The organism is Helicobacter trogontum, assembly GCF_000765905.2.
Taxonomy (GTDB): Bacteria; Campylobacterota; Campylobacteria; order Campylobacterales; family Helicobacteraceae; genus Helicobacter_A; species Helicobacter_A trogontum.
In genome coordinates this window covers 15,790-42,515 of the sequence record NZ_JRPL02000010.1, presented here as the reverse complement: position 1 = coordinate 42,515, position 26,726 = coordinate 15,790, and the positions used below count along the sequence as shown (strand labels likewise).

Genomic DNA, 26,726 nt, shown 5'->3' with positions numbered 1-26,726 from the left:
TAATTAAGGAGTATTAATATTATGATTTCTATGTATAGACAATGCCTTATTGTGTTGATCTTATTACTGCATTTAATTTTATTTTCCGCATGTTCTTCATCTAATATTTTTAATTTTATGGGTATAAAGGATGAGATAGATCCAAATTTACCCATTGTTAAAACTTTTCGTGCGTTGCCTGATGTAACCTCTGTTGGCTTTGAATGGAAAACGCCAGAAGATACGACAAATATTGATGGTTATGTGATTTATAGAGAGAATAAGAAGAAGGAATTTAAATCAATTGCTTTTATAAAAAATGCTTTTTCAACACACTATTATGATGATAAGCTAGAGCCACAAACTGAATATACATATGCCATTGCAGCTGTAGGAAAAGATTCTAAAGTCTCCAGGAAAAGTGCACCGCTAAAAGTAAAAACTTCTTTTATCGACCCTGTAAGTTTTGTATATGCCTCGCAAGATTATGCACAAAAGATTAAGATTTTTTGGAGTCCTAGCCCAAATCCTATTGTAAAAAATTACATTATTGAAAGGCAAGAAAAGCAAGGGAAATTTGTTGCTATTGGTTCTACTACAAATCGCATGTTGGTAGAGTTTTTTGATAGGAATGTAGAAAATGGTGTGGAACACACGTATAGAATCATAGCACAAAGTCACGAAGGAGCCAAGTCTGTACCAAGTCAGTTAGTAGTCGGCAGAACAAGAGCATTACCGCCCATTGTAGCAGGCATTAAAACTACACAAAATAAAATGCATGCAATCTGGTTGGAGTGGGATAAAAGCGAGTCTAAAGATGTTATTGGGTATAATATTTATGTGTCAGATACCCCAGATAATAATTACAGAAAATTAGCATTTGTAACAAGAGAATCATATATTGATAAAATTGATTCACATGGAGCTATAAGATATTATAAAATCAGTGCAATTGATAAGTATAAATTAGAGTCAAACTTACAAGAAAGTGGTGTTGGCGGACAGACATTGCCACCACCAATGCCACCCATTCTTACAAAAGGTGCAATCGAAAGCACAAGTGCAATAATCACATGGGAAAAAGCAAGTGATGGTCGTGCGCTCAACTGCATGGTATATCGTAGTGGTAGTGATGGTACAAGAGATAAATTTAATCAAGAGCAAAATACAAGTTTTATAGATAAAAGTATAAAAGAAGGTATAAGTTATACATATCATGTTACTTGTATGGATAAAAATGGTATAGAATCAAGTCGAAGTAGGCAGGTTGTGTTGCAGTTGGCTCCACAACCAGTAGCACCGAATATACCAAGTTTACAGCCAGTTCCACAAAGTTTGCCTACAGCAAAGCAAGATTCAATAAAAAAATAAGGCTTAGTATATGCCACACTTTATTAGCAAAAATATGTTTGTGTATGACAATGATATAAAGCATGATGATTTTGTAATAAAAGAAATGCTGATTAATAAGAGGTTTAATAATCTCATGTTAATTCCTATTTTTTATAATGAACAAGTGTTTTTTATAAGATGTATAAAAAGGACACACGATTTCTTATATAAAGTTGATAAAATCACTCGACCAAGTAATCTTTTGCTGATTAAAAAAGTATTGCAATTTATAGCTTCCAAGCTTGATGTGGTCGCACACAATCTAAATCAAACACAAAATAAACATACAAGAGGTATGCAGCTAGGCTATCTAATTAATATTGATCAATTAGCAACATTAAAACCAGATTATATTGAAATAGGCTTTGGTAGTGGGCGACATATACTTGATTTGGCAAAGAAAAATCCACAAAAGATTGTTTTGGGATTTGAGATACATACGCCATCAGTGAGACAGGTGATAAATGCAATAGAGCTATATAACCTAAAAAATCTATTTATTTGCAATTTTGATGCAAGGTTAGGTATTCAAGCTCTAAATACAAAAAGTGTTGAAACCCTATTTTTACATTTTCCAGTTCCTTGGAATAAAGCAAAACATAGAAGGGTATTTCATCGAGACTTTCTTGAAAATAGCTTTAGAATCTTAAAGAGTGATGGATATATTAATCTGCGTAGTGATGATTATGAATACGTGCTAGATGGTATCAAAGAAGCAATGAGCGCGGATTACACACATTTTGAGATTCTAAAAAATAAGCATATCGATATTGTGAGTAAATATGAAGCACGATGGAGTAACATGAAAAAAGATATTTATGAAATGCATATCTTTCAGCATGATTTTAAACAGCATATCCAAGATAATCTTGATAGTACATTTGCTTTACCTAAATTAGATAAAGGCTTAGAATCTTTGAGCAATAAAAAATGGATACAAGATTCTATTTTTATTAGCATTGGTGATGTATATTCTACGCAAACTAGTGCACATGAAAATATAAATATTGCCAATTTGACCTTTGGTAGTTTTTATATGCCTTTTAATACGTATTTAATCTTGGATCAAAACAAGGAGCTGCATTACTTGAAAAATCCTCTACGCATACATTCACATATACAAGCACATAATTTTTTATGTAAAATATTGCAGGACGCATACAAAGAACATGTGCAGATGACTAGCAACTAAAAGGTTATAAATGGATACAATTATTAAAGCAAAACAACTTTGTTTAGGCTACAAACGCACAGGCCTTGTAATAAAAAATGCAAATTTCAGTATATATCCTAAAGATTTTGTATTCATAACAGGTGCGAGTGGTAGTGGCAAAAGCACACTTTTACGCTCCATTTATGGTAACATAAGTGTGCAGGAAGGAGAGCTTAGTGTTTTGCGTTCTAACATGAAACGGATTAGCAATCATAAATTAATGCTTTTGCGACGTAGAATGGGAATTGTCTTTCAAGATTATAAGCTTATACAAGATTGGAATGTAGAAAAAAATATTGCATTACCCATGATTATCAATAAGTTTCCTAAAACAGAGATAAAAACTCAAGCAGAAAAACTACTCTCTCATATCAGCCTTTTGCATAAAGCCAATAAGTATCCGCAGGAATTAAGTGGTGGAGAGCAACAAAGGGTTGCATTAGCACGAGCAATAGCACACAGACCACGACTTATTCTCTGCGATGAGCCAACAGGGAATCTTGATGATTATTCTAGTGATATGATTTGGGGACTCTTAAAATCATCAAATGAGCAATTAAACATCACAGTAGTTGTTGTAACACATAGAGTCCCCAAACATCTTAATCTTAAATATAGAAAAATAGAAATTAAAGAGGGTTTGATTCATGAATACGCTTAAACAACATCTTTCATTGCTTATCCCACTTATCACTATGCTTTTTAGTTTGCAATGCCTGCTTATTTTAGAACGAATTGTAGCAAATCAGGAACGATTTATTACACAAAAATATGCGATTGGAATCACTGCAAAAAAACCGATTACATTTGATTCTGTGCGTAAAAAAATAGTCGAAGCAAAAGCCTTAATTGAAATTAATCCAAAAGATTCTATAGCAAAACTTACAAGAGATATCAATGAGGCAAATCTTACAAATTTAACAAGACAATTGCCTTATTTTTATAGCTTAAGTTTGGAGTATTTTCCGAGCACAGAAAGATTGAGTGCAATTGAAGCAGTTTTGAAAAAAAATCCTAATGTCCTATCTGTTGATACGTTTTCAAAAAGACATTTAGAAAACTACACTTTGCTGAGTTTTATTAAATTTAGCGTGATTACCTTTGCAGTGATTTTAGCAGTTGTTAGCTTTATGCTTATGCTAAAACAGATTGAAATCTGGCGTTATGTGAATAAGGATAAAATGGAAATTATGGATATTATGGGAGCAAACATTTGGATAAGAAATAGAAGCCTTTTTAAACTCGCTTTAATTGATTCCTTTTTAGCAAGCTTTTTTATCGTCATTCTTGTGTTTTATATAGCAAATCTACAAGTCACGCTTGATACATTGCAAACACTAAATATAGGTTTAAGTATTTTTCGTATTCCACCAGATTTTATAAAATTGTTTTTAGCTGCGTTTATAACATCTAGTTGTTGCGTTATATTTGTAGTATTATCAAAGGCACGTGTATGAGAAAAGGCCTTGCGCAATTTATCGTTTTTGGCATACTTTTATGTCGTGGTGTCGTGGCTGCAGATTTAAATGAAATTAATCAAAATATACAAAAAAATGAGGCACAAAAAAGCAATATTGATAAACAAAGAGCAAATCTCAATTTAAAATTAAGCACGTTGGGACAAAATATTAATAATAATATGCAGCAAATCAAAAAGCTTGATGCAGAGATTCAAAATCTTGCAAGGAATATCGAAAATAATAAGGATCAGAATAAAACTCAAGAAGCAAAATTGCAAACTCTTAAGGATAATCTTGCTGTACTTAATGAATCTCTTAGTCAATCTCAAACAAAACTCTCAAATTTAATCTTACAACATATGACCATTGCATATGTGCTTGATGATGAAGAAAGCTTGAATCTTGAAGATATGGTAACAAGAGAAGCTTTTAAGATTTTAAAAAAACAAACAACAAATGAAATTACACAAATTGAAAAACAGCAAAGAAATATACTTCGACAAATTAATGATATTAATAGTAGTATCAAAGAAGTAACTCAAATTATCACAACACAAGAAACAAGACATCAAGATCTGCAAACAATGATAGGTAAACAAAAAATTTTGGTAGATAATATGCGTAATGAGATGCAAGTATATAATCAGAGGTTAAAAGCTATTGAGATGCAAAAAAAAGAGCTTGACAAGCTTTTAGGGCAATTAAACATTTTAAAGAAAAATACACAAGAAGAGATCCGTAAAAAACAAGAAGCAGAGAGATTAGCCAAGCTTGAAAGGGAGAGATTAGCCAAGCTTGAGAGAGAACGCAAAAGAAAGATAGAAGAAGAAAAGAAAAAAGCAGCATTGGCAAAAGCAGAGGCAGAAAAGATTGCAAAAGCAGAGGCAGAAAAGATTGCAAAAACAGATAGTAAAAAGGCACAGCAGTTTTTAGGTGAACAAAATCAGGCAATACAAAGAAAATATGATGCAGCTTTGAGTTCTGCTGAGGCTTCAAACACGATTAATAGCTTTGAAGAATTAAAGCGTGTTGATAGTGTATATCAGCGTCCAGAAACTGCAAGATATACAGGCAAAAGAGCGGGTGCACCACTTGATTCTTATATTATAGAACAAGCATTTGGTGATTATATTGATCCAGCCTATAAAATTAAGATCTTTAATAATGGTGTGGTGCTAAAATCAAGAAAAAATGATGTGCAGGTATATAATATTATGGATGGAAAGGTCATTTACGCAGAGGAAATGCCTGGATTAAAAAAAGTGGTTGTTGTAGAACATGCAAATTCAATGCATACAATTTATTCCATGATTGATAAGATTGCTCCAACATTAAAGAAAGGTTTTATTGTAAAAAAAGGTTATGTCATTGGACGCATTAATGAAAAACTAAATCTTGAGATCGTGCAAAATGGTAAACATATTAATCCGGTAGAAGTTATGGCAAAAAATTAATTTTCATAGTTAGCCAACCTTTTAAGTGGAAGAAATATGAGTATTGTGAATTGATTATTAAGCAAAAGCGAGTATAAATGACAAAAAAAGAGCGCATTTTTAACATTAAAACTTTATTTTTAGAGCATTATAAAGATGCACAGACAGAGCTATGCTATACAAACCTTTATGAATTACTTATAGCGGTAATGTTGTCCGCACAATGCACGGATAAACGGATAAATATGGTAACACCTACTCTATTTAAAATATATCCAAGTACAAGGGAGCTAAGTAAGGCAGACGCAGCAAATGTCGCAGAAATTATAAAATCTGTTTCATTTTTTAATTCAAAGGCACATAATCTTGTTGCGATGGCTAAAAAAGTGGAATCTGAATTTAATGGAGAGATTCCCACAACTCAAAAAGACTTAATGTCTCTTAATGGTGTTGGACAAAAAAGTGCTAATGTTGTATTGGGTGAGTTTTTAGGTATGAACTATATGGCAGTTGATACACATGTATTTCGAGTTAGTCATCGGCTTGGTTTAAGTAATAGTAAAAAAGCAATTGATACAGAAAAAGATTTAACAAAGATATTTAAAGATAATCTTAATATTTTACATCAAGGTTTTGTATTGTTTGGTAGATATCAGTGTAAAGCGTTAAAACCTACTTGCAACAATTGCTTTGTAGCCGCATATTGCGTAAGCAAAGCAAATTTTAAACCGCAATAAATCATGCAACACAAAGAGTAAAGTTAGAGTATTCTTAGTTGTTTATTTTTTGCAAAAAACTACAATAATGTTAAATTGAGTCTCAAATATTTAGGCTATATTACTATAGCTTCAAATCATCTATAAAGCCTATTTAAAAACTAAAAAATAACATTCAACTTGCAAAATATTTTATTTTTTCTGCTATAATGGCGGCACTTTTCAGTCAAAAAACATGAGTTGTTATTGTTTTAAATTTTATTACTTTTAAAAGGAAGTTTATATGCTAGAATGGATGCAAAAGCACAAGAAGTATCTGGTTATTACCGTTTGGGTAAGTGCTTTAGCATTAGTATTTGCAAGCATGGTAGAGTGGGGTGGCGGTGGCTTTTCTGCTGTATCAAGTGATAGTGTTGCAAAAGTGGGTGATATATATGTGAGTCGCCAGGAATATCAAAGAAAATACGATCAAATTTATGACAATGTGGCGGAATATATGCGTCAAGCTGGATTGCTAGATGATGGTAAGCCTATACCAGAAATTGAACAAGAGGCATTTCGGATTTTGGTTCAAGAAAAGCTGTTAGAAATGGTTGCAAAGGATATTGGTGTAAATGCAACTTTAAATGAGATTCTAGAAACCTTGCTTAATACGCCTGAATTTCAGGATGCTACTCACACGTTCAACAGGGAACAATATGAAAATTTATTACAGGCAAATCGTTGGAATTCTGCAGATTACGAGGCGTTTGTAGCAAAAGCTTTATTGCAAGAGAAAATGCAGAATTTCCCGATAATGCCAGTTGCTACACTTGAAACAAATGCTTTTATAAGTGCAGGCAAGATAGAAGATTTTGTTGAACTAAAGCTATTAACAAAAGAATCTGTACTGAAAAATACTACTTTACAAACGACAGATACCCAGATACATTCATATTGGGAAAAAAATAAGAGCAAATATTATGAACCAGCGAAGTATGAGATAGTATACATAGCTCTTGATATGAGTCGAGTTAGTGCGGATGAGCATGTGCTTGAGAAATTTTATCAAGATAATAAAAGCAAATATAATAACTTATCTTTCGAACAGTCTTTGAATGAAGTGAAGGCAGATTACAACAAAGCAATTTTGAGTTTTGCAAGTGCCTATATGGTAACTATAAATAAAAAAATTGTTGAGAACGATAAAAGTTTACAAATTAAGGCAAGCGATGTTATCACTCCTTTAGACTATCAAAGTCTATCTTTGATGCAAAAGCACTTTGATGATGATTTGGATATTAAGGACGTGGCATTACGGGATATCCCACTATATACTTTAAAGCTTAACGATAATGAAAGTGAATATTCTTCGTTAGTTGCTGCTATTCGTAATGGCGAGGGTTTGTTAGCACCTTTAGAATATGCTGAAAACCTTTGGATTGTCCCATATGTTATTGAAAAGATTCCAAAGCAGCCTCTTACTTTTGAAAAAGCAAAGGAACTTGTCAATAGTGATTTAATAGAAGAAAAGCGAAATGAAGAGTTTAAAAAAATAATATATAATAGATTTGCACACGCAGATAAGAAGGGTGTGGGTGATATTATACCAATACATTTATCGTTATGGCAAGAACAAGATAGTAAGTCCTATAAACAGTTATTATCATTGGGTCTAAGTACCCAAGACATGCGACAAGCGCTAGACTATATTATGCGATATAATAAGCAGGAGGGTGTTGTATTTCTTGGTAGTGACAGGGCACTTCTTTTTAAAGTGACTAAGCAGAAGATGCCAAATTACGTAGATCTAACAAATATTACTAATGCAGAAGATGAAGCATTGCAAGAAGCAAAGGTGAAGGATCTTAGAAATGCTATGCTTGAATACGCCATGAAACATTATAAGGTTATCGACTACAGGAGGCAGAATTGAATAGGATTATTCTAGGTGTTGATGTTGGATCAACGAAAATCTGCTCTATTATTGCTGATGTGAGAGGTTCTGATGTCCAAATCATTGGAACTGGTACATGTAAAACGCAAGGTGTTAAGAAGGGTGCAATCGTCAATATAGAGCAGGCGGGTAGTGCCATCAGAAAAAGTATTCATGAAGCAAAGCTTATGGCTGGCGTAGATGTTTCAAAAGCTATAGTATCTCTTTCTGGTGCACACACAAAAAGCATAAATGTAAGTGGTAGTGCTAACGTCATGGACAGAGAAGTGAATATTGACACAATTAATGCTGCCTTGAGTTTTGCTGTACATAATGCTGGGATTCCAAAGGATTATTCAATCGTGCATGTGCTTCCCCACCATTTTAGGTTAAACGATAAGGAGCACGTAGAGGATCCAATAGGCATGACAGGTAGCCGTTTGGAGGTTGACACTCACATTGTTACTGTGCAAACTGCGAGCTTAGAAAATCTCAAAAAAGCAATTCGACTAGCTGGTGTTGAAATTGAAAATATTGTGCTTTCATCTTATGCGGCTTCTATCGCTGTTTTACATGAAGATGAGAAAGATTTAGGTGTTGCATGTATTGATATGGGAGCACAGACTTGTGAACTTATGATATATGATGGCAATTCTATGTGTTATAATGATTTTTTAGGTGTAGGCTCCAATCATATTTCAAGCGATATGGCACGATTTCTCAATACACCATTAAAGGTTGCAGAAGAAATTAAAATTAAATTTGGGAATTTATTGCCAAGTGCAGAGGAGCAAAATAGGGTGCTTGAAATACCTCGTATAGGCAACAATGAAGAAACTATTGATGTCCCTCTGCGTGATATATATTGTGTTATGGGCGATAGAGTAAAAGAAACGTTGCGAATATTGTCAGATTCTATTGGTACGAGTGGATTGAAGAAGCAGATTACAGGTGTGGTGCTCACAGGTGGAATGGCAAACTTGAAAGGCATGAGAGAATTCGCCTCCGCTGCTTTTAGTCCACTTTCTGTGCGGCTAGCACGTCCCACTGAAATAGATGGTTTATTTGATAATTTAAAGGATTCTAGTAGTTCTGTTGTTGTAGGACTTATACTTTATGGGGCTGGAAACTTTACCAACTATGAAAAAGATTCACAAAATAACATTAGGAGTAGGCATAATGCGTTAAATATGGTAGAATCTAATTACGAGACACAGACGCAAACAATGCAAACAAGTTCTGATTTTCAGATAGATTTGCGAGATTTAGATCAGCCAAGTGCTGATATTCCTGAAAATCAAGTTGGGAATGCGAGTGATTCACGAGATGAAAAACCCTCATTCTTACAACGCTTTAAAGCTTGGAGTAGGGATTTATTTTAAATGATTAAGGGTGAAAATATGAATAATAATGAAGTAGATTTACGAGAAATACCAAACGAAGAAATAGGACATGCCCCAGTTATAACAGTTGTCGGTGTAGGTGGTGGTGGTAATAACACTATTCGTCATTTAAAAAATAAAGGTACTTTTTCAAGCATTCGTCTCATGATTGCAAATACTGATGTGCAACATATGCACAATAGCCCTGTATCTAACCATATTGTTTTAGGTAAAAAACTTACAAAAGGTTTAGGTGCAGGTATGAAACCTGAAAAAGGTAAACAGGCTGCAGAAGAGAGTTATGATGATATCAAGCATGCACTTCAGGGTTCAGATCTTATTATCATTGCTGCTGGGCTAGGTGGAGGAACTGGAACTGGTGCCGCACCTGTTTTTGCAAAAGCAGCACAGGAAACTGGTGCACTTACAATTGGTGTTGTTACAAAACCTTTTGCTTATGAGGGTAGTCGTCGTGCGAAGTTGGCAGAGGAAGGATTAAAGGAACTGCATGAAGTATGCGATTCTATCGTTGTAATTCCTAATACAAAACTACTTAGTGTAATTGGTAAAAATACGGGTTACAAAGAGAGCATGAGTTATGTTGATGATGTTGTTGCACGTGCTGTGAATGGGATATCAAGCGTTATCCTAAATAATTCTGATGAGGGAATTAACGTTGATTTCGAGGATTTACGTACCGTTATGAGTCATAGAGGTTTAGCATTAATGGGTATAGGCGAAGGGCAGGGCGAAAATGCGGCTGATGACGCAATTACAAATGCTATACATTCACCGCTCTTTGACAATATGTCTATTAATGGCTCCATGGGCGTTATTGTAAATTATGAGTTTAATTCCAATTATCCATTTGTTGCTATTTCTGAATCTATGGCGATCATTCAGGAAGCTGCAAGAGATGATGCTGATATTATTTTTGGAACTATGCCGCGAGATGATTTTGAAGTCGATAAAGTACGTGTTTCTATTATTGCAACAGGTTTTGAAACAAATAAACAGCATGAGGTTCCAACAAAACCACAACCAGTAGCGCAGTCACAAATTCAGCAGGAAAATGTGCAGCAACCAGTACAGAATCAACCAAGTCTATTTACTTCTACAACCCCAGACATCTATATACATAGGTCAACACGAATTAGTAGCGGTGATTATGATGAAGATGATCTTGATACGCCAACATATATCAGAAATCAAAAAGATTAAGTGCTGCAGATATAAATACAAGCCTCTATCGTGCTATATTTAAAGGTATGGATTTGGTACATCATCATGATACTGGTGCAGTTTTGCTAGAAACTCGCAATCTACATAAATCATTTAATAGTAAAACACAAGGTAAAATACCAATCTTGAAAGGTATTGATTTTTATCTCCGAGAGAGTGAAGTTGTTTCAATTATAGGACCTAGTGGGTGCGGTAAAAGCACATTCTTGCGATGTCTTAATGGACTTGAGAATATTGATTCTGGTGAGATTATTTTTGATGGAAGAAATATAGGGGTAAATTCAAATTGGCGTGTTTTACGTCAGCAAATTGGTATGGTTTTTCAGAGTTACGAACTTTTTCCGCACTTAAATGTGCTTGACAACATCTTGTTGGCTCCATGTAAGATACTTAAAAAAACTAAAGAAAATGCCATAGAAGATGCTTTAAAGTGGCTAAGACGAGTTGGTTTAGAAGAAAAAATACACCATTATCCGCGAGATTTAAGTGGAGGGCAGAAACAGAGAGTAGCAATCGTTCGTAGTCTTTGCATGAATCCAAAAGTTATGCTTTTTGATGAAGTAACTGCGAGTTTAGATCCAGAAATGATTAAAGAAGTGCTTGAGGTGATAAAGTCCCTAGCACTTGATGGCATGAGTATGGTTATTGTAACACATCAAATGAAGTTTGCCGAAGCAATTAGTCATAGAGTTATGTTTTTTGATGGTGGTGTTGTAGCTGAGGAGGGTGAGGCTATGCAATTCTTTAAAGCACCAAAAACTAAAAGAGCAAAACAATTTTTAACAATTTTTGATTTTGAATAATATGGCTAGAATAATTTTGTAAAAAGTAGTTAAAGGTTATATTATGCGTATTGTCTATTTTCATATATATGAGTAGGGGGATGGGTTTAAATAAATAAAAGTTTGAAAATATAAGTTTTCATATATTTTTATATTGACCTTTGCACAATTACACATAAAAGTTCAAATGTAATAATCTATATTAATAAAGTCATTGATTAGCAACCACATAGCTATATAGCGTTAATGTTAAAATACTAATAGGAATATTTATCATTTTCTACCTATTATTCTAATATGAGTTAAACAAGAGATATTAGACTGCTTTTTACCCTGACCACACAAAGCTTAATATTAAATCATCAAGTATATCCATTTATCAGGTATAGGTAAAGGAAATATTTAATGAGGGAAACACACAATATATCAGTGCAAAGTTAAAAATTACAACAAGTAATACAAGGTTATTTTATCTTAAATATTCATGCCTCCATAAATTTGCGCCCTATCTTCTTCTCTATCATCAGCCTCTAGCTTATCCTCTATGATTGTTCTAATTTCGTCATATTTTTTTGCTTTTGCATAATTTGCAAGCCAACTATCTACCCATTCAGGTGTTGTGCCACGAGAATTCCAACCTACAACTCCAGTATATCCTGCATTTACCATTGCTGCAAATTCTTTTTTCTTTAACTTTAGCACCTTTAATTGATGCTCAAAATTTTCAATAGTCATTCTAACCTCACTTATATAGGATTACTTTTACAGGAACTCATCATTTTGTAACACTTTGATTTTTTATTCGTGTAAAAGATTAACATGCCATTTTATTTATTTTTTATCAATTAATTGCTAATAATTACGAACCTTTAATAAAAATATATAAAATATTTATTATATTGACCATAAAATTACCATATAAATAACTTTATAGATAAATTTCACATGTTTTTACCCCTTTTGATACATGTTAATGTCAATGTGAAATCCTTTTTATTCTGCTTGCAAATATTGTTAATTTTCTTATTAGCAGCATCTTTTTTGCAAATATTTAAATTTGCCACGAGACTTGAATTGTTTTTTTTTTTTGTAGAATAGCCAACACTACAAATAGAAGGATTTAGATATGGGCTTTATAACCAAAGAGGATAGTGCCAATAAGAAGGTAAGAAAAGTATTAGGCATTCCTGTATTTGCAATGCATAAGAAACAACTGAGAAATGCCCTAAGAACACGATATAAATTATTCGGTATCCCAATTTATCAACGCAAGAAAAAAACATGCGATAATGAAGATTTATTATTAAATATACAGGACAAATTAAACCGAGTCGGTTATCTTGTTGATTCTTTGTGGTTGTCAAATTTGCAAAACGAGAAGTTTTGTGGGCAGCTTGGACAGGATGCGCTTGCGTATTCCATCCTTTACAAAAAAAACATGGGTTTTTTGTTGATATTGGGGCACATGATGGAATAAATATTAACAATAGCTATTTGTTTGAGCGTTTGGGTTGGAATGGGTTTTGTATTGAATCTAATCCAATAACCTTTAAGGATTTAAAGAGAAATAGAAAATGTGATACCTATAATCTTGCTATATTTTCTGAGAATGTCGGCACAACAACACTTGTGGCTTCAGATTCCAATTGTTCTGCACTTGATACATTGGAAATAAATTTAACACAATCGCACAAAAAGCGTCTTGACGAGCTGGGTCAAACTAGAACTTTTTCTGTACAAACAGCAACTTTTAATGAAGTGAAGCAAAATTATCCAGATGTCTTTCATATTGATTTTATGACTTTGGATGTTGAGGGTGGAGAAATGGAGGTACTAAGGGGTATAGATTTTGATAAATATAGCTTTAGTGTTATGACAATAGAACACAACTATACAGAATCTAAGGAGCAAATTATAGCATTTCTACACACAAAAGGTTATCGAGTATTGTTGCAAAACGATTGGGATATTATGTTTGTAAAATCACTGCATGTTGAATGGGCGTATTAAAACTTTGTTGCATGTAGTGTTTGACTAAAATGAAATCTTCATTCCCAAAACTCATCTTGCAACCAATCCATATATTATCTATTTAAAATAAATAACTTTTTTGCCAATCATATTGGTAAATATTCCATATTTTGTTATCTTAGTATTGATAAAGTTATACAAATATTTCATATCAATTTAAGAAAATTGCAAGTTGAATAGATCAAAGCAATGTGATTTATAAAAGAATGCACAAAAATTACAAGGTGTAATAAATTGGTATTCACACAATAAATATGCTACAATAGGATTTATTTTTCAGCAAAAAAGGATATACAAATGGATAAAGAAGAGTCGATGAAGGAATGGCAGGATAAAGCAAAAATATTGATAGAATCTCTACCTTATATCCAGCTCTTTCGTGGCAAAACAATAGTAATAAAATATGGTGGAAGTGCTATGTTAAACGAGGAGCTACAAAAAAGCTTGATACGCGATGTAGCCCTACTCCATTCAATCGGATTTCAACCTATCATTGTGCATGGTGGTGGCAAGGATATTGATAAGTGGTTAGAAATTGTAAAAATCGAGAGAAAATTTAAAAATGGACTAAGAGTTACTGATAAAGATACGATGAAAATCGTTGAAATGGTGCTAAACAAAATCAGTAAAGATATTGTAGGTATGCTGTGTGAGTTTGGCGTACAAGCATGTGGTATAAGCGGTAAAGATGGTCGTATGTTGCAAGTACGACCAAAAGATAGTGAAAATCTTGGCTATGTTGGTGAAGTGGTGCATGTAGATACAACATTGGTAAATGCAATTCTGCAAGATGGGTTTGTCCCAGTGATTTGCCCTGTTGGTATAGGCAGTGATCATAGTAGCTACAATATAAACGCAGATGATGCTGCATGTGCAATCGCAGAAGCCTTGCACGCTGAAAAACTCGTGTTTTTGAGTGATATTGAAGGTGTATATGGGGATTATAATGACAAAGATTCCTTTATTTCTGAACTCAACTTACGTGAAGCACAAAACCTCATTGACACTGGAAAAGTAAGTGGGGGCATGATACCAAAACTACAAAGCTGTATACATGCAATTCATAATGGCGTTTCGCGTGTACATATACTTGATGGGCGTGTGCAACACTGTCTACTTTTAGAATTTTTTACGAATCAAGGCATAGGCACAGCAATATTAAAAAATAGATTCTAATTGAATTTAAGTTCCTGTTTAACTTACATGTATTAAAAAAAGATATTTTGTAGTAAACAAGGTTGTTAACCATTCTTTTTTGCTATTTCGCAAATATGAAGTAATAAGGTCTCTAATTTTTCAGCAAACCTTTGCTGAAAGTGTTGCAAGTCCAAAGCAAAAACATTTGGCACATAAAAATGTAGCTACCTATTTGCAACAGCAGGAAGTTCCCTCCCTCTACCCCCATCTCTTAAATTACATGAAGTAAAAAGCTCGCAGCTTTGCACTACGTGAGCGTTTATTATATAGAATCTCTTTATTGTCTGCTACAAGTGGTTTTTTATAGAGTGAAAAACCTTTGGCATGATTATTCCCACATGTACATTTAAAGCTCGTTGCATCACATATACACTTTTTTGCAAATTGTTTAAAAGTATCTTTAATTATTCTATCCTCAAGAGAATGAAAGGAAATAATGCATAATAAAACTTCATGCAAATCCGCACATGAGGCAAGTAGTTTTTGTAATTGTCCCAATTCATCATTTACAGCAATTCGCAATGCTTGATAAATGAGCGTAGCTGGATGGATTTTGCTTTTTGTATGCAGTTTTAATGCGATATTTTGCAGCTTATCAGCAGTTATCTTTCTTTGAGTGCGTTCTTGGATAATAAGATTTACTAGCTTTTTATATTCCCTTATTTCACCATAATTCTTAAAAATTTCTTCCAATTCATATTTACTATAAGTATTTACAATCATATCTGCATTTAAAGTTTGTGTTCTATCCATACGCATATCAAGTGTATTTGCATGAAAACTAAAACCACGCTCGATAGTATCAAGTTGATAGGAACTCACACCAATATCAGCCAACACTCCACAAAGTCTATTGCCACTTTGCTGTATCTCGTTAATAATATAGGGGAGCAATGTTCCAAAATCCCCGTGTCTTGTTTGAAACCTATCGCCAAATATAGCCATAGATTTCTGATTATATTCTAGCGCATAAGAATCCCTATCAATACCGATGATATACAGGTCTGGATATCGCTCCAATAAAGCCTTACTCATGCCACCAAAACCCAAAGTGCAATCTATAAGCACTTCTTTGTTTTTTATAGGCGACTTTTTTGCTATATAGTGTGTATGCGTGGGGATAAAGACTCTATCAAAAGTGTCAAGCACATGCTCTAACAATACTGGTATATGCGGTGTCTTATCTATTTGCGCCACGCCTCTATCACATATTACTTGTTGCTGCAAATCCTTACGTGTATCTCTAGTTGTTTGCGAATCTGTTTTACCCTGCCCTAAATCTTTTGAACCTGCATAAACAGATATACATTTCTGTGTATCTGTTTTATTAATAGGCTTTGTCTGTATGTGACTAATCTTATCTTGAGGTTCTATTATATGAGTTTTTATCCTATCAGTTTGCGTTATGCACCCTACCCCATTCTGCTTTTTTCCATCAAAAGAACTATATTCAAGTTTATTTATATGCGATATATTCTCTTGTTTTTCTAAGTATCTCTCCAGAATCACACACGCACTAATGCTATCTAGCATACCATTCTTTCTTGCTTTTTTTCTTGTATTATATCCTCTATCAAAAAGCCTTTCACTTGCCTCTTTGCTACTATATGATTCATCAATATAAACTATCTGTCCACAAAAGTCAATAAGATTGAGAAAATGGCTAATCCTTTTTTGCATGGTTTCATGTCGCCCTGCCCCATCCTCCTCCATACCTAAATCAGATAAAGGTATACCAACTACAAGAGTAATTTTGCTCATATCACTTTCATGCTCTATCAAAACCCTGCGTAGATCTTTACTTGCTTGATTGCGGTTTTTTCGCATGATGGGTGCTAGTGGTACAATGATATTTTGCACCACCTTAGCCATACCAAGTCGTTTTAGTCCAAAGTCAATACCAAAAATCATATACTAGCCCTACACTATGTTATATTCCAATCCAATATTGTATTGCCCTGCAATATCATATTTACTTACACTAATCCATTTACCCTTTAAATCCAAGCTATCGTCTGCAATAGGCAACAACATCTTATTAAAATATTCATCTAAGCCAACAAAATAGCTAGTAGATTTTGGAGAATCTACTCCATGTATAACCTTTTTGCCCTCTATTAGAACATGTAGAGGCGTCTTGATATTTTGTCTAAATGCTATATTTTTTTCTTGCACTATTTTGGTGATTTTACGCAAACGATCTTTTGCCACATCGCCTTTTACTTGTGCTAAGTTTAATTCATTTTTTGCTGATTTTGTGCCAAATCTAGGGCTATAAATAAAAGGGTGAAGATGTGTTAGAGGTAGCTTTTCCAAATTACATATAGCTTCTTTAAAAATCTCTTCACTTTCGCCATAATGCCCCACAATATAATCTGTACCTAGGCTAAATCCCTTACTTGCAATAGTATGAAAAAGCTCCAAATCACGCTCAAAAGTATTTTTGCGATTCATAATTGTAAGCATTGTTTGGCTTGTGTGCTGGAGGGCTATATGCAGATGTCGCTCTAACTTGTCTAACTCCAAAATCTCTAAAAATTGAGAATCTATTTGACTTGGTTCAAGACTTCCTAAACGTATGCGTAAAATACCAGAAATATCGTGTATTTTTTGTATCAAAGTTGCGATATGAGTTCGCGTATCAACTCCATAACTACCAATATTTGTTCCTGTGAGTATAACTTCTGTAACGCCACTTTGTTCTAAAAGCTTAATTTGGTCTAATATATGAGATTCGCTAAAACTTCTAGCACTCCCACGCACACTTGGAATAATGCAGTAACTACAAGAAAAATTGCACCCCTCTTGGATCTTAATAAAAGCTCGAACTTTTCCAACCACTCGAGGTAAAAGCGTGGTATCAACATGTTTACTTACTTTCTCTTTTGGTAAGAATACTCTATTTTCATTGGATAAAAAATCGTTAATACTTTCTTTATGGCTATGGGCAAACACACCATTAACAAGCCCATTTTTAAAAAGTTTCTCTCCAGAATGCTTCACTCCACAACCCGTAAAAAGAACCTTTTTTCCTTCGTTACTATACTTTCGTGCATACCCACGCACTTCCCTATCTGCCTTGTTTGTTACTGTGCAAGAGTTTATAATGATAGTATCTGCCTCTAGCTCACTTGCGACTACTTCATGACTTTTAAGGTTGCTAATCATTACTTGCGTGTCATAAAGATTGCTTCTGCAACCAAAAGTTTTAAAATATACTTTTGCCAAAATATTCCTTAGTTCTTAAGTTTTCTATATATGAGTTGGAATCTTACCATTTAAAATTGCATATTTGCATCTATACTGCTTGAAGTTTTATATCATTATTAATATAATTAATATACCTATTGGATAGCATTATAAACTAAATAGGACTTTACATGTTAGAATCTATCGCTCTGCCCTATTTATAAATACTAAATCAAATAAAAAATAAATCTTGCCTATAAACACAAATTATTTAGCAACTAAAACTGGTATAGGTGATGAATTAATAAAACCATTTTGATGAGAGTTAAAAATTCTATGCAGTATAGATGATTCACTAGCTCCAATAACAAGCAAGTCATATTGATCTGCGATTTCAAGTACAACATCAATTGGATTTCCATTTTTTAGAATCTTTTTGCACGCAATACCCTCATTATTAAAAACCTTTGCAAACTCTTGTAAGATTGCATGCGATTCCTCTTCTTGCACATGCTCTAGTGAGGCATAATCTACTATACCGCTCTCCGCCAAAACAATCGTTTCAGGTGTAACATGTAATAATGTGAGCTCAATTTCACTACGTCTTGCAAAAAGTTTGATGATGGTTGGGATAGCCTTTCGACATTCATCTGTATCACTCACACCAAATAGAATCTTGATTGCATCTACCATGGAAACTCCTTAACAATAGTTCAAAGTGACTACAATTATACACTTTTATAAGTAAGTTTTATACTTAAAATTTATGATAAAATCAAGTGCTTATATTTCTATATAATTTTTGATAATCAAGAATCTTCATAACATCAGGCAGAATTTGCTTTGTTATTCTTCATGAGTCTATCAGAATAATTGTATAATTTTATAAAGTCTTAATCATTCGCAAAGTATTTAGGTAGCCATATGAAGTTTCATAAAATTTATGTTGAAATCACTGATATTTGCAAACTCTCCTGTTCATTTTGCACACCAAAAAAGGCGGTAAGAGGCGTAATGCCCTTACCTCTATATGAAAAAATTATATCACAGATTACTCAACACACAAGGTTTATAAGTCCGCATGTCTTAGGCGATCCCCTTTGTGTTGATAATCTTTTTGCATATATAGATATTGGAGCTTACTATAATGTCAGATTTGACATTGTAAGTAGTGCTGCATTTTTAAAAGAGGAACATTTTTCTTTATTGACACAACCACACATACATCAAGTCAGTTTTTCACTTGATGCTTTATTTGATAATAAACATCTACAAAAGGATATTCATACATATTTTGATACCATTCTTACATTTTATAACTATGCAAAGATAAAATCACCAAACCTTTACATTAATTTACGACTTTTTGGGAATTATGATTACACATACTTTTTACAAAAATTCCCATATGCCATTTTGCAACCACAAAAGCGACGTTTCCGTTTAGAAAAAAACTTTTTTCTACGCTTCCATCAGGCTTTTAAGTGGCACACACAGCAAAAGACTCCTAAAGTTGAAAACACGATGACATGGCAAACATACCCCAATACACCTTATTGCCTTGGGACAATAAGGCAGCTAGCAATACTTGCCAATGGCATTGTTATTCCATGTTGTATTGACGCACATGCACAAATGCCACTTGGTGATTTTAATGTGCAAAATTTTTTGGAGATTCTACATTCAAAAAAAATGAAAGATATGCAAGAGTCGCTAAGAACACATAAAAATTTACCACAATTATGTCAGAATTGCTCCTTTCGTGGTGTGTGATGCAGAAGCAGCTTGATTATACATCACAAATTTGTGTTATAATTGGCGTTTATTTCTAAGTGAAAGAAAGTGTATTATGAAATTACGAATTATGACAATACAAGATTATGACTCAGTATTGAATCTATGGAAAAGTATCGAGGGGTTTTATATCCGCACTATTGATGATTCCTATGAGGGTATGCAAAAGTTTCTTGCAAAAAATCCAAATACAAATGTAGTAGCTATTTGTGATGATAAAATTATAGGCAGTATATTATGTGGTTATGATGGTAGATGTGCCTACCTCTATCATGTATGTGTGCAAAAAGAATATAGACATAAGCAGATAGGAAAAGGAATGGTAGCTTTTGTCAAAGAAAGATTAAAGGAAGAGGGAGCAACACATATTAATCTTGTTGCTTTTAAAAACAATTCTCTTGGGAATCTTTTTTGGCATGAGATCAATTGGTCTCTTAAAGACACATTGAATCTTTATGAGTGCGTTCTAGATTCTGCAAATACTAGAATTTTGAATAAACCTTAACAATTTGATTTCATTGTACATTAACCAAGCAGATAAAAACTAGTGATTTCATAATAATATGCTTGATGCTTGATTGGACACAAAATATGTTTTTTATTAGGCACTATCAAAGTACTACAAAACCAATAAACTTTATGATAAATACAAGGTAAAGCAATGAAATATGAAATTCAAAGTAATACTTAAAGAGTGATAAAAAATGCAAATAAATAGTAGTTAGAATCTATAAACTACAATCAATAGTTAGCCAAATAAGCTAAATATCAAAAAAGCTCATGACACTATATTGCAAAGGTTATAAATCGACTTTTCTATCTATAACAACAAACATGCAACAATGCTCCAAATGCCTTGATAAGGTTAATTGAATAACTACTTTGCTAAATCCATTTTAGATTATACTTAATCCATCACCCAATTTTATTTCACTTAATATAACTTAAGTATGCAAATAAGCAAAGCCTGGAAAAAGTCTTTAAGATATATCTTCTAACTCATATATAGCTTTAATTTAAATGACACGAGCATTATAATACAATCAATAATCTATCCCTTCCCTTTTTAATCTATCTCGCAAATAACGCATTTGAATATTTTTATCAAAACACCATTGCGGTGCAATCAGACTCTCATCATGCGCACCTGCACTTACTCGTTGCACAACAATATTTGGTGGGATAATTTTTAGTGAGCGTGCTATTGCTTCTCCATATTCTTCCAAGGTGATTGGCTTGTATTCTCCTTTTTTATACATACGCGCCAAAGCTGTACCTTCCACAACATATAAGGGATGGATTTTTAAAGAATCTATGCCATAACTCAAGATGGTCTCTAAAGAGTGTATCATCATATCCACACTCTCATTTGGTAAGCCATAGATTAAATGCGCACATACCTTAATCCCCCTTTTTCTTGTCTCTTGAAAAAGAGATTCTACGCCCTCCATCGTATGTCCTCTATTTGTCAGCTTCAATGTCTCTTCATAAATGGATTGGATTCCATACTCAAGCCATATCTCCTTACCATCTTTTACAAATTGCTCTAAAAAATCAAGTAGTTTAGAATCTACGCAATCCACTCGAGTACCTATACTCATCCCTACAACATCAGGCAGTTTTAAGGCCTTTGTATAGAGAGCTTTTAAGGTATCAAATGGTGCATACGTATTTGTAAAGCTTTGAAAATACACCATATATTTTTTTATGCCATATTTATTTTTATGGAAGTTTGCATGATAATAAAATTGCTCTTCAAGTTCCCGTAATTGCGTAGGTAATAATGGATTTTCTGTTAATGAAAAATTCATCTTTAATCTCATAAGATCTTTGACTTTATGCACCGAATCTATCTGTTGGGGATCCTTGTGTATAGAGTTTATAGTTGTTGCTTTATTATCTAAATCTTGCTTTTTTTTCATGACAAGCGATGGTGAAAAGGTTTCATTTTTGCAATAAATGCACCCGCCCTTTGCAACACTACCATCAATATTTGGGCAAGTAAAACCGCTAAGAGATATTGGAATCTTTCGCACTTTCTCGCCAAATCGTTGTTTAAAATATCGCCCAACCGTTAGCATTATCTTCACCTATGCCCCTTTATTTTGATTCTATATCATGCAAATAGTTGCCATCAAAACACGCTTGACAATAACTATAATTATGTGACTCAACTGCAAGTTTTAAACCCTCTAAAGACAAATATCCAAGATAGTCTGCACCTATGAATTTTCGAACCTCTTCATCACTTTTATTTGCAGAAATAAGCTCACTTTTACTCGGCGTATCTACACCATAATAGCATGGTGAAATAGTAGGTGGTGAAGAAATCAATAGATATACTTCTTTTGCCCCAGCTTTTTTTAGAAGTTGCACGATTGCCTTACTTGTTGTACCTCTTACAAGAGAATCATCAATCACTATAACGCGTTTATTCGCAATAACTTCTCTAATAGGATTAAGCTTTAAACGCACCTTTAATTCTCTTAACTCCTGCGTTGGTTCAATAAAAGTGCGCCCCACATAATGATTTCTAATAAGTCCTAGTTCAAATGGTATCTTGCTTTGTTCGCTATAACCTATCGCTGCAGCAAGACCACTATCTGGTACAGGCATGACAATATCAGCACTAATCTTATGTTCCAAGGCTAAGTGCTTACCTAGATTCTTTCTTACCATATAGACACTTTTACCAAATACAACGCTATCAGGACGTGCAAAATAGATGTATTCAAAAACACATGGTTTTAAATTTTCTTCAAAGACTTTTATGCTTATAATCTTTGTTTCATTGTTGCGATTTTTTTCAAAAACAATTAATTCCCCTGGCTCAATATCACGCACAAAACTTGCTCCAACAAGATCGAATGCACATGTTTCACTTGCTACAATATAGCCCTTTGTTCCATCTTTGTTTGTTACTTCTCCCAAACTTAATGGACGCAAACCAAATCTATCTCTTACTGCAAACATTTTTGAACGACTAAGAATCACAAGAGAGAATGCACCCTCGATTGCATGTAAAGATTCCATAATGCGTGGGGTTAAGTGCTTTTTTGTGCTCCTTGCTATCAAATGTATGATAACTTCTGTATCCAGATTGCTTTGAAATATCGCACCTTGCTGCGTTAATGACTGACGAATATTTTTTGCATTTGTTAGATTGCCATTATGCACAAGAGCAATTTCGCCTAGACCATAGCGTGCAAAAATAGGCTGACAATCACCATTGGAATCTGCACCAGCAGTTGCATAACGATTATGCCCCACCGCATTAGAACCTTTTAATTTCTCCAATCTAGATTTCGTGAAAACCTTTGTTACAAGTCCCTGCCCTTTTTGAGTTGTAATATTTTTGCCATTACTAACAGCTATACCACTTGCCTCTTGCCCCCTATGTTGCATTGCAAAAAGAGCATAATATGCCGTGAGTGCTGCTTCATCACAGTTAAACGCTCCGACAACAGCACACTCTTCATTCCAGTGTTTATCCATGCAAAAGCCTTGGTTAAAAGATAAATGCAGATTGTATCATAATGTTTTTTAAGCTACAATAACAAAAAGATAAAAAGGTGTTGCATGTGTCGTATATTGTTGTTACTTTTTTTCAGCCTCTTTCTACTTTATGCAAATGACAATATGCAGTCAAAGTATAATCATAATAAAACATGGAGGAATATAGAAGCAAGTGAAGTTTTACAAAAAAACACAAAGAAATTAGAGGGCTATTACAAGCAAGTTGATAAGCAATCACGCGAGAGAAATTTTGTTCGTTTTAATGGTAAAAAAATTATTTCGCATACAGCCTTTAGTCAAATGAATCTAGGACAAATGCATGGCTATCATACTTATGTCATCCTTTCCATGTTTTATATAGAATGGGTAAGTCCACATAATGACTTAGATGGTGTAAGTGTGGGTGGAATATTGGCTGATGAATTTGGGGACAAAAAAGCACAAGTGCGATATTTTAAATTTGCACAGCGGTATTACTCTGCACTGCATGAGATTGGTAAAGGTGGAAAAGTATTTTCATATTGTGCCGCACCATATCTTACAAGTTGCATTCTCATTGGAATTGATGAGGCGTGGTAATACGTCTAGAATCATAAAAACTATTTGTATTTTAATATAGAAGAGACAAATGTTCCCATCAAGCTATTAAACCCTAAGTATATGTCTTGTAAGATCATATGAGGCAAGATTATGACATTTTTGACATCATTGCATATGCATTGTTTTTCATAATCTTGAGTTCTTTATGTAGAATAGCAAAATAAAATTGTGACATGAATTTTGATTGCTTACATTGATTTTAAGGTATTTTAAGGTTGTGCATGAATATAGAGGATATTCGTCAGTTATTTAGTCATGGAAAGTGGCAAACATGTATTGAAGCGTGTTTGAAACTCATTATGCAACAACGCACAAATATTGAGGCGTGGAGCTTATGTGCGTTTTGTTATAATAATATCGGGCAATTGCAAGAGGCGATTAAATGCCTTGAAGATGCACTAAAAATTGCAAAAGAACATCATAAGGAGCATGTTTTTACACTATCACTTAATCTTGCTGAATTTTACAGACGCAACAATATGACTTTACAAGCTGTTGCACTTTTACAAAGCCTTTTGCCAAAAGAAGATGAGAATTTGCATTTCAACCTTGCAAAATGTTATGGTGATTTACAAGACTATGAACGCTCAATACAACATTACATGATGGCTATCAAGATTAACCCAAAAGATGTCCATGCAATCTTTAATCTAGCAAATCAACAAGCTGCCATAGGTAGCTTTAAACTCGCTTTAAAATATTATTCACTTGCATATGAAAATGGTATGGGAGATGCAGGTATAAATCTTGCACAAATTTATACAAACTTGGATGATTTAGAATCTGCCATCACACTTTATAAAGAGTTAGAGACTAATTATTCCCAAGATTCTAATTTTTATTTTAACTATGCCAATGCACTTCGTTATAACGATGATGTGGAATTAGCAAGAGAGGCTTATAGTAAAGCTATTAGTCTAAATCCTGATGTGCGATATGTGATTAATTTAGCACATTTACTCCTAAGTTTAGACGATCTGCAAACTGGCTTTGCACTCTATGAGTATAGAAGAGTGATGTTCCCAAAGACTATGACAAGACATTTCCTTGATTTTTCTTTGCAGGACCCTAGAGATATACTTAATTTTTTGAGTGACAAAAAAGTGGCACTTTATCATGAGCAAGGTTTTGGTGATAGCATTATGTTTGCAAGATTTATACCACTTCTTTCATGCAAAGAAAAGATGATTTTTGCACCAAAAGAGCTTTGCAGAATCTTTGAATGTTTTAATATTCCTTGCAGCGATGAGATCCATGATAATTATGATGTGGCATTACCTATTCCAAGTCTTGCGTTCTTATTTGCCAACAAAAAGACTTTACAAAATAGCTTAGAATCTTTTAGAAAGACATTGTCATCTTTTCTTATAAAAAAAGGAGGGCAAAATATAAAAGAGCATACACTACGCAATACCTTTGTGCATACAAACACCAAGAAAACACAAATTTCTGCAAAAAAAATCCTAAATTCCTATCAACATTATGCACAAAAAGAAAAACTCGAGGATGATATATTTTTAACTTCAAGCACACAAGCTAAGAATCATTTTATAACCCATACGCAAACACAGCAAACAACAGATAAGAAAAAACTAATAAGAGTTGCGTTGAATTTCAGCTCAAATCCAAACTTTCAAAACGCAAGAGACAAATCTATATATGCACAAAAGCTTTTAGAGTACCTGCCACGTAATGGGTTTGCATACTATAGTCTTCAGTATGAAGGTATTGATTCTGATCTAGCAAAAGAATTTAGCGTTATTGATATGTCAAGTGAGATTAATGACTTTTTTGATAGTGCAAACATTCTGCTCTCTATGGATTTTGTGATTAGTATAGATTCTGCCCTAGCACATTTAAGTGCCACATTAGGTATTCCTACCGCCTTGCTACTTCATAAACGTCATGACTGGCGTTGGGGAAGATTTTGCAAACATGATTCTACCATTTGGTATGATAATATCAAGCTTTTTATACAAGATGATTTGCATGAATGGCGTAGTGTCTTAGAGAATCTTAGCACCTATTTAATGCAAAAATTCACACAAAATACATAGACCAAAAGGGTACAATATGCGTTTTATCTGGACACAAAGTATGCCTTCCACACAAGTGTATTTAACTGATTATATTCGTAATAACACGATAGAATCTCCTCTTGTAGTGGCAACAAAGGAGCAAACAGATGGTATCGGAAGTCGTGCAAATACATGGGAGAAAGTCTCGTGCGGACTTTATCTATCATGTGCTTTACCCACTGCGTTATTGCCACATGATTTACCAAGACAATCTAGCTCGATTTATTTTGGGCAAGTTTTACTTGAGTTATTAAAAGAATTTCATGGTGATCTATGGTTAAAATGGCCTAATGATTTTTATTTGCAAGATGATAAAGTTGGTGGGCTCATTACGCAATATGTAAAAGATTTTGTTGTATTTGGTGTCGGACTAAATATTTTTAGTGAAAATAAAGCATCATTGCTTACAAGTGAGGCAAAAAATCCATTCAAACAATATGATCAATATAAACACAAAGATTCTATAGAATCGATAAGTGCAGAGATTTTATCTCAAATAATCAGAAAAATATTACATTTTTTAAGCTTTAACATTGTAGAATTTGCTTTACAAAAAAATATGGATAAAACATTTCATAGTATTATCTGTGATACCTTTTTACACAAACATATGACATGGCATGATGTTTTTCATCGATATAAACAAGATTTTTTTAAAAATCAGCGTTTTCATACGCACATTAATAGGGATGGAGATACCTATAAAGCATCATTGCAGGATGCACAACTACAAGATGATGGGAGCATAGTGTTGCATGATACAATTTTATATAGTTTGCGTTAAGAGATTAAGAAAAATAAGGAGCG

Annotated in this window: 24 protein-coding genes; 18 read left to right on the top strand and 6 right to left on the bottom strand. The window is 33.6% G+C overall.

Features of this window, described 5'->3' with window-relative positions:
- The first annotated feature begins 21 nt into the window (after positions 1 to 21).
- The 10 genes from LS81_RS05570 (at position 22) to LS81_RS05525 (ending at position 11,535) form a co-directional block, all read left to right on the top strand.
- Positions 22 to 1,350 (top strand): fibronectin type III domain-containing protein, encoded by a 1,329-nt coding sequence (locus LS81_RS05570; protein WP_052089266.1) that lies wholly within the window; start codon positions 22 to 24, stop codon positions 1,348 to 1,350.
- A gap of 10 nt (positions 1,351 to 1,360) precedes the next feature.
- Complete coding sequence (gene trmB, locus LS81_RS05565; RefSeq protein ID WP_034347023.1) at positions 1,361 to 2,563, top strand: tRNA (guanosine(46)-N7)-methyltransferase TrmB; 1,203 nt, start codon at positions 1,361 to 1,363, stop codon at positions 2,561 to 2,563.
- 10 nt (positions 2,564 to 2,573) lie between these two features.
- Positions 2,574 to 3,245, top strand: coding sequence for a cell division ATP-binding protein FtsE (locus LS81_RS05560; protein WP_034322589.1), 672 nt, complete (start codon positions 2,574 to 2,576; stop codon positions 3,243 to 3,245).
- Positions 3,232 to 4,041, top strand: coding sequence for an FtsX-like permease family protein (locus tag LS81_RS05555; RefSeq protein WP_034345196.1), 810 nt, complete (start codon positions 3,232 to 3,234; stop codon positions 4,039 to 4,041). Before LS81_RS05560 ends, LS81_RS05555 begins: the two co-directional genes overlap by 14 nt.
- Positions 4,038 to 5,498 carry a murein hydrolase activator EnvC family protein gene (locus tag LS81_RS05550; RefSeq protein WP_034345193.1) on the top strand — a complete coding sequence of 487 codons (1,461 nt, stop codon included), beginning with the start codon at positions 4,038 to 4,040 and terminating at the stop codon, positions 5,496 to 5,498. The genes LS81_RS05555 and LS81_RS05550 overlap by 4 nt, the downstream gene beginning before the upstream one ends.
- Before the next feature lie 77 nt (positions 5,499 to 5,575).
- Positions 5,576 to 6,214, top strand: a complete 639-nt coding sequence (gene nth / locus LS81_RS05545; protein WP_034345190.1) for an endonuclease III — start codon at positions 5,576 to 5,578, stop codon at positions 6,212 to 6,214.
- Between the two features lie 262 nt (positions 6,215 to 6,476).
- Positions 6,477 to 8,108, top strand: a complete 1,632-nt coding sequence (locus LS81_RS05540; protein ID WP_034345189.1) for a SurA N-terminal domain-containing protein — start codon at positions 6,477 to 6,479, stop codon at positions 8,106 to 8,108.
- Positions 8,105 to 9,490: a cell division protein FtsA gene (ftsA, locus tag LS81_RS05535; RefSeq protein ID WP_034345187.1), complete on the top strand. Its 1,386-nt coding sequence runs from the start codon at positions 8,105 to 8,107 to the stop codon at positions 9,488 to 9,490. Before LS81_RS05540 ends, ftsA begins: the two co-directional genes overlap by 4 nt.
- 18 nt (positions 9,491 to 9,508) lie before the next feature.
- Complete coding sequence (gene ftsZ, locus LS81_RS05530; RefSeq protein ID WP_034322607.1) at positions 9,509 to 10,711, top strand: cell division protein FtsZ; 1,203 nt, start codon at positions 9,509 to 9,511, stop codon at positions 10,709 to 10,711.
- Between the two features lie 47 nt (positions 10,712 to 10,758).
- Entirely contained in the window at positions 10,759 to 11,535 is a 777-nt protein-coding gene (locus tag LS81_RS05525) for an amino acid ABC transporter ATP-binding protein (RefSeq protein WP_034345386.1), read from the top strand.
- A 453-nt stretch (positions 11,536 to 11,988) separates the two neighbouring features.
- Here LS81_RS05525 and LS81_RS05520 read toward each other — a convergent pair whose 3' ends face one another.
- Positions 11,989 to 12,249, bottom strand: coding sequence for a hypothetical protein (locus LS81_RS05520; RefSeq protein WP_034322612.1), 261 nt, complete (start codon positions 12,247 to 12,249; stop codon positions 11,989 to 11,991).
- A 391-nt stretch (positions 12,250 to 12,640) separates the two neighbouring features.
- On the opposite strand from LS81_RS05520, the gene LS81_RS11925 reads away from it, so the two are divergent.
- The 3 genes from LS81_RS11925 (at position 12,641) to argB (ending at position 14,721) form a co-directional block, all read left to right on the top strand.
- Positions 12,641 to 12,991, top strand: coding sequence for a hypothetical protein (locus LS81_RS11925; RefSeq protein ID WP_034344556.1), 351 nt, complete (start codon positions 12,641 to 12,643; stop codon positions 12,989 to 12,991).
- 17 nt (positions 12,992 to 13,008) lie between these two features.
- Positions 13,009 to 13,524, top strand: a complete 516-nt coding sequence (locus LS81_RS11920) for an FkbM family methyltransferase (protein ID WP_034344553.1) — start codon at positions 13,009 to 13,011, stop codon at positions 13,522 to 13,524.
- A gap of 336 nt (positions 13,525 to 13,860) precedes the next feature.
- On the top strand, positions 13,861 to 14,721 hold the full coding sequence (argB, locus tag LS81_RS05510) for an acetylglutamate kinase (RefSeq protein ID WP_034346944.1): 861 nt from the start codon (positions 13,861 to 13,863) through the stop codon (positions 14,719 to 14,721).
- A gap of 237 nt (positions 14,722 to 14,958) precedes the next feature.
- On the opposite strand, the gene rsmH is transcribed toward argB, so the two are convergent.
- The 3 genes from rsmH to LS81_RS05495 all read right to left on the bottom strand — a co-directional run bounded on the left by rsmH (position 14,959) and on the right by LS81_RS05495 (position 18,624).
- A complete protein-coding gene (gene rsmH / locus LS81_RS12420; RefSeq protein WP_104696461.1) occupies positions 14,959 to 16,653 on the bottom strand; it encodes a 16S rRNA (cytosine(1402)-N(4))-methyltransferase RsmH in 1,695 nt (564 codons plus the stop codon).
- A 9-nt stretch (positions 16,654 to 16,662) separates the two neighbouring features.
- Positions 16,663 to 17,970 carry a MiaB/RimO family radical SAM methylthiotransferase gene (locus LS81_RS05500; RefSeq protein ID WP_034344551.1) on the bottom strand — a complete coding sequence of 436 codons (1,308 nt, stop codon included), beginning with the start codon at positions 17,968 to 17,970 and terminating at the stop codon, positions 16,663 to 16,665.
- 228 nt (positions 17,971 to 18,198) lie between these two features.
- Positions 18,199 to 18,624, bottom strand: coding sequence for a universal stress protein (locus LS81_RS05495; protein ID WP_034322439.1), 426 nt, complete (start codon positions 18,622 to 18,624; stop codon positions 18,199 to 18,201).
- Positions 18,625 to 18,855: 231 nt separating this feature from the next.
- Between LS81_RS05495 and LS81_RS05490 the strand changes: the two genes are divergently transcribed.
- Together LS81_RS05490 and LS81_RS05485 are read left to right on the top strand one after the other, a co-directional pair.
- Positions 18,856 to 19,704 (top strand): SPASM domain-containing protein, encoded by an 849-nt coding sequence (locus LS81_RS05490; RefSeq protein ID WP_034344548.1) that lies wholly within the window; start codon positions 18,856 to 18,858, stop codon positions 19,702 to 19,704.
- Between the two features lie 76 nt (positions 19,705 to 19,780).
- Positions 19,781 to 20,230: a GNAT family N-acetyltransferase gene (locus tag LS81_RS05485; protein ID WP_034344546.1), complete on the top strand. Its 450-nt coding sequence runs from the start codon at positions 19,781 to 19,783 to the stop codon at positions 20,228 to 20,230.
- 538 nt (positions 20,231 to 20,768) lie between these two features.
- On the opposite strand, the gene mnmL is transcribed toward LS81_RS05485, so the two are convergent.
- Entirely contained in the window at positions 20,769 to 21,806 is a 1,038-nt protein-coding gene (gene mnmL / locus LS81_RS05480; RefSeq protein WP_199769748.1) for a tRNA modification radical SAM protein MnmL/YtqA, read from the bottom strand.
- A 19-nt stretch (positions 21,807 to 21,825) separates the two neighbouring features.
- A complete protein-coding gene (gene purF, locus LS81_RS05475; RefSeq protein ID WP_034344541.1) occupies positions 21,826 to 23,220 on the bottom strand; it encodes an amidophosphoribosyltransferase in 1,395 nt (464 codons plus the stop codon).
- 84 nt (positions 23,221 to 23,304) lie between these two features.
- Here purF and LS81_RS05470 point away from each other — a divergent pair, with 84 nt between their 5' ends.
- The 3 genes from LS81_RS05470 to LS81_RS05460 all read left to right on the top strand — a co-directional run bounded on the left by LS81_RS05470 (position 23,305) and on the right by LS81_RS05460 (position 26,703).
- Positions 23,305 to 23,820 (top strand): hypothetical protein, encoded by a 516-nt coding sequence (locus LS81_RS05470; RefSeq protein WP_052096427.1) that lies wholly within the window; start codon positions 23,305 to 23,307, stop codon positions 23,818 to 23,820.
- 242 nt (positions 23,821 to 24,062) lie between these two features.
- On the top strand, positions 24,063 to 25,898 hold the full coding sequence (locus tag LS81_RS05465) for a tetratricopeptide repeat protein (RefSeq protein ID WP_034344535.1): 1,836 nt from the start codon (positions 24,063 to 24,065) through the stop codon (positions 25,896 to 25,898).
- A 16-nt stretch (positions 25,899 to 25,914) separates the two neighbouring features.
- On the top strand, positions 25,915 to 26,703 hold the full coding sequence (locus LS81_RS05460; protein WP_104696460.1) for a biotin--[acetyl-CoA-carboxylase] ligase: 789 nt from the start codon (positions 25,915 to 25,917) through the stop codon (positions 26,701 to 26,703).
- The last annotated feature ends 23 nt before the right edge of the window (positions 26,704 to 26,726 follow it).

Bases quoted from the DNA above. Each gene is read 5' to 3' on its own strand.
- argB (WP_034346944.1), top strand. From the start codon at position 13,861: ATGAAGGAATGGCAGGATAAAGCAAAAATATTGATAGAATCTCTACCT.
- ftsZ (WP_034322607.1), top strand. From the start codon at position 9,509: ATGAATAATAATGAAGTAGATTTACGAGAAATACCAAACGAAGAAATA.
- LS81_RS05495 (WP_034322439.1), bottom strand. From the start codon at position 18,624: ATGGTAGATGCAATCAAGATTCTATTTGGTGTGAGTGATACAGATGAA.
- LS81_RS05485 (WP_034344546.1), top strand. From the start codon at position 19,781: ATGAAATTACGAATTATGACAATACAAGATTATGACTCAGTATTGAAT.
- LS81_RS05460 (WP_104696460.1), top strand. From the start codon at position 25,915: ATGCGTTTTATCTGGACACAAAGTATGCCTTCCACACAAGTGTATTTA.
- LS81_RS11925 (WP_034344556.1), top strand. From the start codon at position 12,641: ATGGGCTTTATAACCAAAGAGGATAGTGCCAATAAGAAGGTAAGAAAA.
- LS81_RS05540 (WP_034345189.1), top strand. From the start codon at position 6,477: ATGCTAGAATGGATGCAAAAGCACAAGAAGTATCTGGTTATTACCGTT.
- LS81_RS05570 (WP_052089266.1), top strand. From the start codon at position 22: ATGATTTCTATGTATAGACAATGCCTTATTGTGTTGATCTTATTACTG.
- trmB (WP_034347023.1), top strand. From the start codon at position 1,361: ATGCCACACTTTATTAGCAAAAATATGTTTGTGTATGACAATGATATA.
- rsmH (WP_104696461.1), bottom strand. From the start codon at position 16,653: ATGATTTTTGGTATTGACTTTGGACTAAAACGACTTGGTATGGCTAAG.
- LS81_RS05520 (WP_034322612.1), bottom strand. From the start codon at position 12,249: ATGACTATTGAAAATTTTGAGCATCAATTAAAGGTGCTAAAGTTAAAG.
- LS81_RS05550 (WP_034345193.1), top strand. From the start codon at position 4,038: ATGAGAAAAGGCCTTGCGCAATTTATCGTTTTTGGCATACTTTTATGT.
- LS81_RS05555 (WP_034345196.1), top strand. From the start codon at position 3,232: ATGAATACGCTTAAACAACATCTTTCATTGCTTATCCCACTTATCACT.
- nth (WP_034345190.1), top strand. From the start codon at position 5,576: ATGACAAAAAAAGAGCGCATTTTTAACATTAAAACTTTATTTTTAGAG.
- mnmL (WP_199769748.1), bottom strand. From the start codon at position 21,806: ATGCTAACGGTTGGGCGATATTTTAAACAACGATTTGGCGAGAAAGTG.
- purF (WP_034344541.1), bottom strand. From the start codon at position 23,220: ATGGATAAACACTGGAATGAAGAGTGTGCTGTTGTCGGAGCGTTTAAC.
- LS81_RS05465 (WP_034344535.1), top strand. From the start codon at position 24,063: ATGAATATAGAGGATATTCGTCAGTTATTTAGTCATGGAAAGTGGCAA.
- LS81_RS05525 (WP_034345386.1), top strand. From the start codon at position 10,759: ATGGATTTGGTACATCATCATGATACTGGTGCAGTTTTGCTAGAAACT.
- LS81_RS05490 (WP_034344548.1), top strand. From the start codon at position 18,856: ATGAAGTTTCATAAAATTTATGTTGAAATCACTGATATTTGCAAACTC.
- LS81_RS05560 (WP_034322589.1), top strand. From the start codon at position 2,574: ATGGATACAATTATTAAAGCAAAACAACTTTGTTTAGGCTACAAACGC.
- LS81_RS05470 (WP_052096427.1), top strand. From the start codon at position 23,305: ATGTGTCGTATATTGTTGTTACTTTTTTTCAGCCTCTTTCTACTTTAT.